This window comes from Gracilibacillus salinarum, from assembly GCF_022919575.1.
Classification (GTDB): Bacteria; Bacillota; Bacilli; order Bacillales; family Amphibacillaceae; genus Gracilibacillus; species Gracilibacillus salinarum.
Map to the genome: position 1 here is coordinate 523,819 of NZ_CP095071.1, position 12,615 is coordinate 536,433.

Consider the following 12,615-nt stretch of genomic DNA (forward strand, 5'->3'; position numbering starts at 1 on the left):
GGCATGTCAAACCTTGAGAAAACGAATTTTGCGATACTCGGTTGTGGCATTATTGCAGAAATTCATGCTAAAGGAATTGCAGAAACAGAAGAAGCATCTTTAGTTGCTGTATATGATATCAATCAGGAAATCAGTGATGCTTTTGGAAATAAACATGGGGCAGTATCTTGCGAAAGCTTAGAGCAAATGCTGGCGATCGATACGATTGATGTGGTGTGTATCTGTACACCAAGCGGAATTCATGCAGAGCAAACCATTCAAGTCGCTAAAGCAAAGAAACATATTTTAGTAGAAAAACCCATGGCTATTACATTAGCGGATATTTCTGCAATGATTAAGGCTTGTGAAGAGAACCAGGTATTACTTTCTACCGTATTTCCACGACGAATGTCACCACAGGCTAATTTTGCTAGGCAACTCATACAAGAAGGCAGATTAGGGAAGCTAAGTCTATGTTCTGCATATGTGAAGCTGTACCGCGATCAAGCATACTATGACAGTGCTGGATGGAGAGGGACATGGGAAGTAGATGGCGGAGGTGCCATGATGAATCAAGGTATTCACACCGTCGATATGCTGCAATGGCTGGCAGGTCCTGTTGCATCACTATACGGAAGAACGAAAGCAGTATTACGTGACATAGAAGTAGAGGACACTGCTTTATCGCTATTACAATTTGAAAACGGTGCAATGGGTGTATTAGAAATTACAACCACGGCTTACGATGGTAAAGGACAACGATTAGCGATACACGGCGAAAAGGGAACATTAGAAATAGAAGAGGATACGATTACTAAACTAGAAATTGACGGGGAAGAGGTTCAGCTGCCAGAATTTGAAGATTTCGAGGTGATTCCAGACGGACATCGCTTACAGATCAAAGATATGGCATTAGCTGTGCAAGACAAGCGTCCGCCACTTATTCCAGGGACAGAAGGACAGCATTCATTAGAAATCATACTGGGCACCTATCAATCTAGCCGTCTAGAAAAACAATTGAATGTAATCTGAAAAAGGTGGTGAAGGAAGAAATGCATATCAAGGAAGGTCAAGTCGATCAACTAAATTTCCGTGTTTTCGATAACCGGAAAGAGATGGGAAAGGTAGCAGCGAAAGAGGTTGCAAACAAAATCTGCGCATTATTAGATCGCCAGGAGTCGGTACGGATGATTTTTGCAGCGGCGCCATCTCAAATTGAGTTTTTGCAAGCACTATTACAAGAGAAAGAGATTGAATGGGAACGGATTATTGCCTTTCACATGGATGAATACATTGGTCTCAAAGATTCGGTGTCACAAAAATTTAGTGCGTTTTTAAAAATGCATATCTTTGACAAAGTGCCATTTAAAAAAGTCCATCTCATAGATGGCAGCAATGACGCTACAGAAGAGTGTCAAAGATACGCAAAACTCATAAATGCTGAACCGATCGATATCATTTGCCTAGGGATCGGAGAAAACGGACATATTGCTTTTAATGATCCGCCAGTTGCTGAATTCAATGATAAAGAGGTCATGAAAATTGTCGAGCTCGATGCTTCCTGCAGACAGCAGCAAGTAAATGATGGTTGTTTTGAAACTTTTGATGAAGTGCCAACACACGCTTTAACGTTAACCATTCCTGCTATGATGTCTGGTGCTCACTTGTTTTGTATTGTACCAGGTGCATCGAAGAAAACAGCAGTGAAGCGGACATTAACGGGTACTGTCTCGACCCAATGTCCAGCCACGATTTTGAGAGAGCATCCCGACTGTCATATGTATGTGGATCGTGATTCGTATGACCTCTAGTAATCTATTCAAAGGGATTCATTATAAGTCAAAGAGACCGATAGAAATAACCGTTGAGAATGAGAAGATCCTTGCGATAAAAGAAATGAAAAATCCCGACGCTGATACATTGCCAATCATTGCTCCAGGACTTGTAGACCTTCAAATTAATGGGTATGAAGGCAGGGATTTTAATGCTTATCCTTTGTCAAAACAGCTAATAAAAGATGCTTCCTTTGCATTATTTAAAGAAGGGGTTACCTCCTATTATCCAACAATTATCACTAATGGTGATCAAGAGATAAAAGAATCAGCAGAAACAATCGCTCAAGCCTGTGACGAAGATGATTTAGTAGCAAAGACAGTCGCAGGAATTCATTTGGAGGGTCCTTTTATCTCCTCTGAAGATGGACCAAGGGGAGCACATGGCAAGGAATATGTAAAAGCGCCAGATTGGTCATTATTTAAGGAATGGCAAGCAGCAGCTAAAGGGAAGATTAAGCTACTGACTTTATCGCCCGAGTGGTCAAACGCTGCAGAATTTATCCAGCAATGCAAAAACAGTGGTGTGAAAGTATCTATCGGCCATACAGCAGCAACAAGCCAGCAAATTCGATCAGCTGTCGAATCAGGAGCTGTTATGTCTACTCATTTAGGAAATGGCGCTCATCTGATGCTGCCGCGACATCCGAATTATATATGGGAACAGTTAGCACAGGATGAGCTATGGAACAGTTGTATAGCTGACGGTTTTCACCTGCCAGAGTCTGTATTAAAAGTAATTTTCAAAGTGAAAAAAGAGCGTGCAATTTTAGTTAGTGATGCGGTTTTCTTAAGTGGCTTAGAACCTGGCACTTATAAGACACACATCGGTGGCGAAGTAGTACTCACGGAAGCAGGGAAACTTCATTTAGCAGAGAATCCGGACTTACTGGCGGGATCAGTGCAAATGTTACAAGATGGTATTAGAAACCTTGTGGACTTTGGTATTTGTACATTTGCAGAGGCATGGGATGCTGCCTCGATTCATCCGGCTAGACTAATGAATTTATCGGTAAGGAATGGATTGGAAGAAGGAGCTCCTGCTGATTTTGTTTTGTTGCAGAATGAGCAAATTAGTCAGACGATCAAAGCAGGGTATACGGTGTTCTAACAAATACTTTACAACCTGAATAAGCTTTTGTGAAAAGGGCCAGCCATTCGTGCTTTACAAGGAGTGGCTGGTATTGCTTTTGTGATACTAAACAGTTTATCAATTTCGTAATTTTGAAATATTGAATATATTTAGAATAACTCTGAAAACATCCTCTTGGGCCGGAGTCTCCGAATATTTGCTATCAGAAATAAGCAAAGTCTTTAAATTTGAATAAATTTAAGCTGAATTTTACATTTTTATGATACTATCAATATAAAGGAAATCTAAGTAGTTTTACATTTTTAAAGCTAGAAGGGGAAGATAAAAAAGTGAACCAAACACTCTTAATCATTGACGCACAACAGGCATTAATGGATGGAAATCAAGAAGTAAGTTCAATTTATAATAAGGAACAAGTGATTAGGAATATTAACAAAGTGATTCAAAAGGCTAGGGATGCAAGTATTTCCATAGTTTTTGTCAGAGATCTTGATGTAGCTAATGGAAAAGGTAATGGTTTTGACATTAGTAATTCCACAGGAAGAATTGGTTGCAGTTCGGATGTTTAATAGTTTTGGTTCACCTAAAGGATATGATTATTTATCTGACGTTAGGTCATTTGGAGATACAGTAATGAGCTGTTTGCAAAAAGTCAGTATATGATTATATGAATTTCATAAAATTGCAACCTATTGCAACATTGGATTTTAAATAGGTTAATTCAGAAATTATATATAAATGATTTATAATAACTGAGGTGTAGAAATGAAAAAAGCATTACCAGAAATTCAAAGAGCCTTAAACATAAGCATTTTAAATGAATGTGTTACTAAAATAATAAATAAAAAGATTATTAATGTAAAAGAATGGAGCCTTGAAGCTATTTCCGATGTATCGCCAAATTTTACAACGGATGGTATTTTCCGAATTTATGGAACTGTAGTAGTCTCAGAAAAAGAAATCCCTTGGTCGCTTATATTAAAGATTATTAAACCGGAACAAGTTGAAAAGAATAATCCACAACATCACAACTATTGGAAAAGAGAAGCATTGGTGAATCAATCAGGAGTTTTAACTGATCTTCCTGATGTTATTTATGCACCTCAATGCTATAAGGTTGAAGAAAAGGGAAATGATTCAGTATGGCTATGGATGGAAGAAATTAAAGAAGATAATAAGCAATTATGGTCTGAAAAAGAATTTGCATTTATTGCTCGACAATTAGGTATTTTCAATGGTGCTTATATTACAGAAAAAACTATTCCTGATTATACATGGATTTGTAGTAAATGGCTCAAGTCATGGGTTAATGGTTGTAAAAAGCATTCCGTTGATCCAACTATTTACCTTTCAAAGGTTCAAAATCTAAGCAATCTTGATAGTATATATAATTCATATGTTTACTTAAATAAAAACTTAGACAAACATTATAACGCGTTGGATAACTTACCACGTGTACTTGCTCACCAAGATCTAAGTAAACAAAATATGTACATTAATTTACATAACTGTACTAAAAAACAATTGACGTTAATTGACTGGCAGTTTTTAAGTATTTCTGGTTTAGGTGAAGACTTAGGAAAACTATACGGTGTTGCGTTGAGCCAACAAGATATTCCGATTGAAAAAGGGGAATATTATAAGGAATTACTGTTTACAAACTATATTGATGGCCTTAGAGAAGCTGGTTGGAATGGGGATGTTACATTACCTAAATACGGATTTTATGTATCGTTTGCTTTGCGGAGTGCATGGGAGGTGCCGAAACTAATTAAGTTAGCAGCAGATTCTGTTGTAGAGTATGAAAAGGAAAAAATACACTTAATAGAGATACTTACACGAATTACAAGTATTCAAATGGAATTAGGTAAAGAAGCAGATAGAATTTATCCCATTTTAATTTAAGATAAAACGAACTGATTTTACCTGTTATAGTTACTATATACTATCAAGACTAATTAACCTCTGGGGTCTAAACTACCTAGGAATGGTTTAGACTTTTTCGTCTTTGAACAGGAGTTAGTTAGGTTAACGACAAAGCCATTTATATTAAAAATAGATTATTACGTAAAATATAAATTTGACGTAATAATCTTTAGAATTTAAAATTGTAAGTGAGGTGATAAGAATGAGTAAAGAAAAAAGGCAGCGTCATTATGAAAAAGTTGAAAATAAAGTAAAAGAATTACCTTGGTATGTTGGTGAATACATAGACAAAAAAAGAAGAAAACTCTCTCCTGCATCTCTTTTGAACTATTGTCATGATTATATAATATTCATTGACTGGTTATTAGCTGAAGGTTTCTTTAGTGGTAAACGTACAGAAATACCACTCGAAATATTGGAGCGTTTAACAGTTCAACAGATAGAGGATTTTTTATCCTTTCTTGAATTTAAAAAAGATAATTCAGAACTAACAATAAATCGCAAATTATCAGCATTGAAATCTCTATTTAATTATTTGCAAAATATAGCTGAAACCCCAGAATTAGAACCTTATATTCGGCGAAATGTGATGGCTAAGATTGAATTTAATGCTGTAAAAGAAGATCAAGAAACGCTTGCAAACCGCATGGAAGGAAAAATGCTCCGTGGAGATGAATATGAGCAATTCCGTCAATTTATAGCAAATGACTACGGTGAACTTAATAATGATAACAAAAAGCTCTTTAATTTTCATATGAAGAACAGAGAAAGAGACACAGCAATCGTCTCATTAATTCTTGGCTCAGGTCTTAGATTATCAGAGGTTGTTGGAATAAATGCAGATGATATCGACTGGAAAAAGAACACGGTAAGAGTCGTACGTAAAGGAAATAAAGAGCAATATGTGTATTTTAGTAATCAAGCTATGAATGATTTGCAAGATTATATAAAAATACGACAGGAAAGGTATAACCCAAGTAAAGATAATAACGCTTTATTCATTGCATCTGTCATGGGACCAAAAGGAACGACTAGAAGGCTTAGTGCTCGTTCGATCGAAAAGATCGTAGAAAAGTATGCTACAGCTTTCGGTAAACCTTCATTATCAGTACACAAATTAAGACATTCCTTTGCGACCAGGTATCATTTAGAAAACAATGATGTTCCGAAATTAAGAAGACAACTAGGACATTCTTCTATCCAAACTACTATGATTTATACACATTTAACAAATGACGAGATGCGCTCTGCGGTAAATAAACTATCTAAAAAAGAGAACTAAGTCTCGCTCTTTTTTTAGATAGTTTTTGTTTACGATACAGGGACGTTTCCTTTAATAGACAATAGAGGAGTCTGATACATTCCATTTCGATAATTTTTTCTAGTTTACATAATATATATTATGGGAAGTTGAGAATAAAACAATCTCAATATCTCGTATACAAAGTATACTTAAGATATTGAGACAGAATAAAAATTTATAAGCTGAGTTTATTTAAATTTTTTGTTGCTGGACCTTCGATTACTTTTCCGTCATAATTAAACCTCGATCCATGACATGGACAATCCCAACTTTTTTCTGATTGATTCCAATTACACTCACAACCTAAATGCGTACATGTTGGATCGACTGCATGCAATTGATCATCATCGTCTTTATAAACGCCTATCGTTTTACCATCGTGTTTAATTTTTGCACTTGAATTCGGTTTAAGTTGTTCTACACGATCTGTTTTACTTAATTTTCCTTTTATGAATTCTGTTGCTACGTCTGAATTATTTCGCATGAACGCCTTTAAATCAGGATCTGCATGAAAACGTTGCGGTTGATATAGTTTTTTATATGGATTTTCTTTTCCGACAATTAAATCTGCTAGTAACTGCGCAGCTACCGCACTATTCGTCATACCCCATTTTCGATATCCTGTCGCAACAAAGACATTTGGATGACGCTTGTTCAACGCCCCGATATATGGTAGTTTATCAAGTGTTTCATAATCCTGTGCCGACCATTGATAATGAAACGCTTGACTTCTGAGATATCGATTAGCAAATTGTGTTAGCTCTGTGTACGGATCTGCATGTTGCTGCTGTTGGCCCGTTTTGTGTGCTTGCCCTCCTAGTAACCAAATCGTCTTATCTTCTTTTTGCACATGTCGAATCGAGCGAATTGGCTGATCTACATCTAAATACATTCCACCAGGATAGGCTTCTGAAGATGTGAAGCCTACTACATACGATCTAGATGGATACATTCTCGTACTGTAGAATGCTTTTCCTTCGTAGAATGGAAATTGAGTTGCTACGACTACGTTGTCTGTTATAATATTATGTCCTCTTGCAGTTCTTACAATCGTATTAGATTGATAGTCAATGTCCACAGCAGTTGTTCGTTCATAGATATGTCCTTGGTATTTTTCAATTTCTGCTACAATCGTTTTCAAGAAAGTTCTCGGATCAAACTGTGCTTGGGTATTCATACGAAGTGCTTTTAAATGTGGAAATGAAAAAGGAATTTGATCAACTAAGGTCCCTTCGATTGCTAATTTCTGATAGGCCTCACTTTCTTTTTCCAATTTCTCCCGATTGTTTGGCTGATTCGTATATAAATAAGCATGCTCTTGCTGATAGTGACAGTTTATCTGAAACATTTTTATTGTTTTATGATAAAATGCCATCGCCTCTTTTTGACTTTGGTAGTATAGAGATGCATTTTCTTCACCAAAATGCTGAATTAATTCATCATAGATGAGATCATGCTGTGCCGTTATTTTTGCCGTTGTATGGCCAGTGGTAGATTGAGAAAGACGGTCTCGTTCCAAAAGTACGACTTTGACCCCTTGTTTTGCTAAATGATAAGCTGTTAAAACGCCAGTAATCCCGCCACCAATAATCGTTACATCCGTTTGTAGACTATCGTGTAATGGCTGGAATGGCTTTATTTCTGTGTCTAACCAAATTGAAGTATGCATAAGATCCCTTCCTTTTTTCTTCATAGTTGTAGCATTACCAAAATTAGAAGAGATTATCACACTTGATCAGGTGTTATCATGTTCTTTTTTATTCTGCAGTAGGAAAGCATAAAATTTTAGCAATTTGGAAGGTAGATTCTTATAATGTGGATTATCTTAGCCTCAGCGCCTGCATAATCTCGCGGGAGTCTCCGTGGTTGGCCTACGCTAGAATTGAGGCTCTACAATTTTTGGTAGAGCTATATTGATCGTATGCATAAATAATAGTTATTGAAAAATGCCTAGAACCACTGCTTTTTGCTGTTCCGTGCGTTGTAGCACTTCCCTTAAGCGTAAGAAATATGCGGAGACTCCCGTGCCCACAGGACGCGGAGCATATTTCCGGAGCTTTGCACCGCAGATAACATATTTCAAAATGACTGTTTTGCAATACATTCTTTGTTAACATAATCCATAATATAGGTAGTTATATAAAATCTAAATCAAATAGGACCTGGCGGATTATGCCCAGGTTTTCTTGTAAGTCAAGAAAGTATAAATTTTAGGCTAAATGATGTTCGCTGACAGAAACGGCCACGTCCGGCTCCAGCGCCCAGAGACTAGGCGACTTCGCCCTACGATATAGTCATCATCGATTCGCAAGCTCACCGTGATTCCTTTATCTCAGTTGATTCGCTCCACTCACTACGTCTCTAAACGGGCGCTTGCGCCTTTGTTCTTATAAATCCATCCGTAATAAATTATCCAGAGAATTATGGCGGTTAGCAGTGTATATTGACTGTCGCTTCGTGGTATCGCATAGATTAGAATTAATCCGGATATAACGAATGGTATTAATAAAATAAGGTGTTTTTTCCATCCCATCTTCCCCACTCCAATTGTTATTTGCTTTCACCACTGTCCTCTACTATAGGTATGTGACCACATATCATTTATTGCTAGGAATAATGACTTAATTGTAACTAAATGCATAAAAATCGTATGATAGCAAACTTTTGAAAATGAAAATGGGCGATGTTACTATGAAGGATAAGAGGTGATCAAGTTGAGACAGATTCATGTCATTGTATCAGGTAGAGTTCAAGGTGTAGGATTCCGATTTTTTGCCCAGCAGGCTGCTGCAGAGCATAATACAGTCGGTTCTGTACAAAATAAGGAAGATGGATCGGTTGTGATTAAGGCACAAGGGGAAGATAACGATATAGAGGCTTTTTTAGATCAAATTCGAAAAGGCCCATCAACCTTTGCTAAAGTGAAAAATCTAGAAATTACGGAAGAGAATGTATCTGATAAATTTAATAAATTCGAAATTAAGTACTAAATGACGTACTAAAAAAACCGCTATTTTATCATAGCGGTTTTTGTTTATACGTTAAGAAATTATAAGTAAAACTTCTGCACTCGCTATCAGACGAGGAGCATGTCAAGTTATGCTTATTTTTCTTCGAAGAATTTTCGGTTTAATGCGATGTATTCATTCTCTTCATCAGGTACTTCGTCTTCCATGTAGATTGCTTCTACTGGACACACCGCTTCACATGCACCACAATCGATGCAAATGTCCGGATCGATATAAAACATATCTTTTCCTTCTTCTATACAATCTACTGGACAAACTTCTACACATTCCCCTGCTTTTTCTTCTTCACAAGGTGACGTAATAACAAATGCCAAGATGGTCCCCTCCTTTAACGATTAATCGTTATGTCTCTATACAAAACATTCTATCATATTTTTAAATGCACGAATACCATTATAGCTGATTTGATAGAGAATTCAAGGTATATTTCAGTAGTGATAGGACTCAGAATCTTCCCAAATCCGTTCTGAAATATATTCTCCCCCAATTCTCTGAATTAAAAACACATCAGGATTAGTAAGTGTCTTCCATTCATGAAAACCAAAATCTACATGGAACTTTTGCAGCATTAATGCTAATAAGTTTCCATGTGTTACAACGATAATCGTTTCATTTAACGGATCCTGCAAACATTCCTCTAACACTTGATCTGCCCGTTTAAATGCATCATTAGAAGATTCTCCACCTGGCAATTTAAAATGGAAATTCTCAAAAGACTCTTCCAAAATATCAATCCAATCATCAACAGGCTGTTCACTTAATAATCTTTCCTTTAAGCGCTCATCTGTTTCTACCTCTATTTGCTGTCTTGCTGCAAACGGTCTGATTGTTTCATTTGCCCGCATATACGGACTGGTAATGATTCTGTCAATAGGATAGCTGAGCTGCTCCAACTTTCTGGCTAACTCGTAGGCTTGTTGAATGCCCCTTTTTGAAAGTGGAGAGTCTCTATGCTGTCCTTCAGCATGACAGTGTCGAATTAGAAGAATTCTTTTCATTTTATCACTCCTATGGAGAATCGTTAAAAGCGTAGAGATTTTAGGTCTATCAGCCTATCTTATATTATTTCCCATGTTTTCCCGGTTCTAAACATGTTTAAACCGTTTCGAAATAGTCTTTTTTAAAACCAGCGATTCTATTTGTATTATCAATCACGAAATAAAATTCGTCTGTTTCATTTTTTACGTCATACACATTACCTTCTGTTAGTACGGAGTTTACTTTATATTTTTTTGCATTGGTATGCACACATTTTAGCTGTTTAATAGTTGGGTTGTTTTCCCAATTCTTATGTATCATAATTACCCCCTCCTTCTTTCCTATCATAACGATTTATGACAGCTTATACAAGGTATTTATTTCTAGTTTACATAATATTTTTATGGTCAACTATCGAGTCTGGTCCATTTTTTTAAAGCAACTGGAAGAATCAAAATAATAAACAGCAATCGAACCAGCTGCAAGGAGCCTACGATGGCAGGATCTGCGTTAACCTCCCCTGCGGTAATGGCCATTTCCACTAACCCTCCTGGTGCCAGACTAAGCATTGCTGTTGCAAAGCTTAAATTAGACATCGCTGCGAAAACATAACCTAACCCAACGGATAGCACAATAATCACACAAGTAAATAGAAAGAAGATCCAAGAAAAATTGCCCGCTTTTTTTATATCGGTCATGGAAATGGACAGCCCTAAGTGGATACCAATCGATACTTGTGCAAAATGATATAAACTAACCGGGACATCTCCTACCTCAACACCACTGACTTTGAAGCAAGCGATGACTAACATCGGTACAAGTACGAACGGTGCTGGTATTTTGAGACGCAATATGTAGGCTAAAACAAACAGAACACCATAGAGTAACGCAGTCCAACCGTTAAATGCTAATCGCTCAGATGTCATAGCTGCTGAGTCCGTATGCGTGAACATGAATGATGCTAATAAAGGGACAATCATTAAGACTGCCATCAAGCGGATCGTATGAAAGATTGCAACAAGACCTGTATTTGCTTTTAGTGAATCACTCATTTCAACCATTACGGACAATCCGCCTGGTATGCTCCCTAAAACACCTGTTGTTTTGCTAATACCGGCATAATTAGCTAGTATTTCACCGCTTTTCATGCATGCATAAATTAGTAAAACGGTAATAATAAAGAAAGGGATGAAATAAGGAATTACTTCTTCTAATGTTTCTGTCGTGAACGTAGCACCTATTTGACAGCCGGTGAATAGGAAACTGATATTTAATAACCACTTATTCTGGCTTAATGTTATCGGGGTGACAGTGTTATAAATGAAAATAATCAGTAACGGTCCTAGTATCCACGGCAATGGGATGTGCGCGAAATACAATAGGACTGCTCCAAGAAATGCTAGTAAATACATGATCAATAATGAGATAAGTTGTTTGTACAATATTATCAACCTTCTAGTAAAGAAAACTCCCCGTCGGTACACGGGAAGCTATTCGAATAATGGCAGGAACTCTTCCAGTCCCTCGTTCTTTAATTGATCTTTCGGTATAAACCGCAATGCTGCAGAATTAATACAATACCGCATACCACCTTTATCCATTGGACCATCATCAAATACGTGCCCCAGATGTGAATCTGCATGGTCACTTCTTACTTCTATTCTACGCATGCCATGGGAAGTATCCATATTCTCGTTAATCGAATGGCGATTTAACGGTTTAGTAAAGCTTGGCCAACCACAACCTGCATCGTATTGATCCTTTGAGGAGAATAATGGTTCACCACTTACAACATCAACATATAGCCCTTCCTGCTCGTTATTCCAGTACTCATTCTGAAATGGACGCTCTGTTCCATTTTCTTGCGTTACATGATATTGAACTGGTGATAGAATTTTTTTTAATTCATCTTTGGAATAATGTTTGCCCCAGTGCTTTTTGATAAAATCCGCTCGTCCTGACCCTTTTTTATAAAGCTGATAGTGAAAGTTTTGTTTTTTGTAGTAATCCTGATGCTTTTCCTCTGCTGGGTAGAATGGTTTGGCTGGCAGAATATCTGTCACAATTGGCTGATTAAATTTGCCACTTGCTTCTAATGCTTGTTTTGATTGTTCCGCTAGTTCTTTTTGTTTTTCATTGGTATAATAAATCGCCGTCTTGTAAGATTCACCACGATCATTAAATTGACCGCCAGGATCTGTGGGATCTATCTGTTGCCAGAAAAGTTCTAACAGCTTCTGATAAGAATATATGTTGGGATCATACGTAATCTCGACTGCTTCACGATGACCTGTTGTATTTGTGCAAACTTCTTCGTATGTTGGATTGGGCTTGTCTCCTCCTGTATAACCAGAAACAACTTGCAGAATTCCCGGTTGTTCATCAAATGGCTGCACCATACACCAAAAACAGCCACCTGCAAAAATTGCTTTTTCACTTGATTTCTCTGCCATGTTAAAGCCTCCTGTTCGATCG

General features: G+C 37.1%; 13 protein-coding genes. 7 read left to right on the plus strand and 6 right to left on the minus strand.

Going from position 1 to position 12,615, the window contains the following annotated elements:
• The first annotated feature begins 3 nt into the window (after positions 1-3).
• The 6 genes from MUN87_RS02585 (at position 4) to xerS (ending at position 6,112) form a co-directional block, all read left to right on the plus strand.
• Positions 4-1,011 carry a Gfo/Idh/MocA family protein gene (locus MUN87_RS02585; protein ID WP_244746060.1) on the plus strand — a complete coding sequence of 336 codons (1,008 nt, stop codon included), beginning with the start codon at positions 4-6 and terminating at the stop codon, positions 1,009-1,011.
• 20 nt (positions 1,012-1,031) lie between these two features.
• Positions 1,032-1,790: a glucosamine-6-phosphate deaminase gene (locus MUN87_RS02590; protein WP_244746061.1), complete on the plus strand. Its 759-nt coding sequence runs from the start codon at positions 1,032-1,034 to the stop codon at positions 1,788-1,790.
• The gene (locus MUN87_RS02595; protein WP_244746063.1) at positions 1,780-2,922 is read left to right on the plus strand and encodes an N-acetylglucosamine-6-phosphate deacetylase; all 1,143 of its coding nucleotides are present in this window, start codon (positions 1,780-1,782) and stop codon (positions 2,920-2,922) included. The genes MUN87_RS02590 and MUN87_RS02595 overlap by 11 nt, the downstream gene beginning before the upstream one ends.
• 311 nt (positions 2,923-3,233) lie before the next feature.
• Positions 3,234-3,473, plus strand: a complete 240-nt coding sequence (locus tag MUN87_RS02600; RefSeq protein WP_244746065.1) for an isochorismatase family protein — start codon at positions 3,234-3,236, stop codon at positions 3,471-3,473.
• A 196-nt stretch (positions 3,474-3,669) separates the two neighbouring features.
• Positions 3,670-4,809, plus strand: coding sequence for an oxidoreductase family protein (locus MUN87_RS02605; protein ID WP_244746066.1), 1,140 nt, complete (start codon positions 3,670-3,672; stop codon positions 4,807-4,809).
• Between the two features lie 223 nt (positions 4,810-5,032).
• Positions 5,033-6,112: a tyrosine recombinase XerS gene (xerS, locus tag MUN87_RS02610; RefSeq protein ID WP_244746069.1), complete on the plus strand. Its 1,080-nt coding sequence runs from the start codon at positions 5,033-5,035 to the stop codon at positions 6,110-6,112.
• A gap of 196 nt (positions 6,113-6,308) precedes the next feature.
• Here xerS and MUN87_RS02615 read toward each other — a convergent pair whose 3' ends face one another.
• The gene (locus MUN87_RS02615) at positions 6,309-7,802 is read right to left on the minus strand and encodes an FAD-dependent oxidoreductase (protein WP_244746071.1); all 1,494 of its coding nucleotides are present in this window, start codon (positions 7,800-7,802) and stop codon (positions 6,309-6,311) included.
• Between the two features lie 1,036 nt (positions 7,803-8,838).
• Between MUN87_RS02615 and MUN87_RS02620 the strand changes: the two genes are divergently transcribed.
• Entirely contained in the window at positions 8,839-9,123 is a 285-nt protein-coding gene (locus tag MUN87_RS02620; RefSeq protein WP_369413990.1) for an acylphosphatase, read from the plus strand.
• Positions 9,124-9,236: 113 nt separating this feature from the next.
• Here MUN87_RS02620 and MUN87_RS02625 read toward each other — a convergent pair whose 3' ends face one another.
• The 5 genes from MUN87_RS02625 to msrB all read right to left on the minus strand — a co-directional run bounded on the left by MUN87_RS02625 (position 9,237) and on the right by msrB (position 12,593).
• Entirely contained in the window at positions 9,237-9,476 is a 240-nt protein-coding gene (locus tag MUN87_RS02625) for a ferredoxin family protein (RefSeq protein ID WP_244746074.1), read from the minus strand.
• A 114-nt stretch (positions 9,477-9,590) separates the two neighbouring features.
• A complete protein-coding gene (locus tag MUN87_RS02630) occupies positions 9,591-10,160 on the minus strand; it encodes a histidine phosphatase family protein (protein WP_244746076.1) in 570 nt (189 codons plus the stop codon).
• 97 nt (positions 10,161-10,257) lie between these two features.
• On the minus strand, positions 10,258-10,461 hold the full coding sequence (locus MUN87_RS02635; protein WP_244746078.1) for a DUF6501 family protein: 204 nt from the start codon (positions 10,459-10,461) through the stop codon (positions 10,258-10,260).
• An 86-nt stretch (positions 10,462-10,547) separates the two neighbouring features.
• Entirely contained in the window at positions 10,548-11,582 is a 1,035-nt protein-coding gene (locus tag MUN87_RS02640; RefSeq protein WP_244746081.1) for an AbrB family transcriptional regulator, read from the minus strand.
• A 48-nt stretch (positions 11,583-11,630) separates the two neighbouring features.
• Entirely contained in the window at positions 11,631-12,593 is a 963-nt protein-coding gene (msrB, locus tag MUN87_RS02645) for a peptide-methionine (R)-S-oxide reductase MsrB (protein WP_244746083.1), read from the minus strand.
• Positions 12,594-12,615 lie beyond the last annotated feature (22 nt).

Coding starts and splice junctions, on each gene's coding strand:
- MUN87_RS02585 (WP_244746060.1), top strand. CDS start 4: ATGTCAAACCTTGAGAAAACGAATTTTGCGATACTCGGTTGTGGCATT.
- MUN87_RS02590 (WP_244746061.1), top strand. CDS start 1,032: ATGCATATCAAGGAAGGTCAAGTCGATCAACTAAATTTCCGTGTTTTC.
- MUN87_RS02595 (WP_244746063.1), top strand. CDS start 1,780: ATGACCTCTAGTAATCTATTCAAAGGGATTCATTATAAGTCAAAGAGA.
- MUN87_RS02605 (WP_244746066.1), top strand. CDS start 3,670: ATGAAAAAAGCATTACCAGAAATTCAAAGAGCCTTAAACATAAGCATT.
- xerS (WP_244746069.1), top strand. CDS start 5,033: ATGAGTAAAGAAAAAAGGCAGCGTCATTATGAAAAAGTTGAAAATAAA.
- MUN87_RS02615 (WP_244746071.1), bottom strand. CDS start 7,802: ATGCATACTTCAATTTGGTTAGACACAGAAATAAAGCCATTCCAGCCA.
- MUN87_RS02630 (WP_244746076.1), bottom strand. CDS start 10,160: ATGAAAAGAATTCTTCTAATTCGACACTGTCATGCTGAAGGACAGCAT.
- MUN87_RS02635 (WP_244746078.1), bottom strand. CDS start 10,461: ATGATACATAAGAATTGGGAAAACAACCCAACTATTAAACAGCTAAAA.
- msrB (WP_244746083.1), bottom strand. CDS start 12,593: ATGGCAGAGAAATCAAGTGAAAAAGCAATTTTTGCAGGTGGCTGTTTT.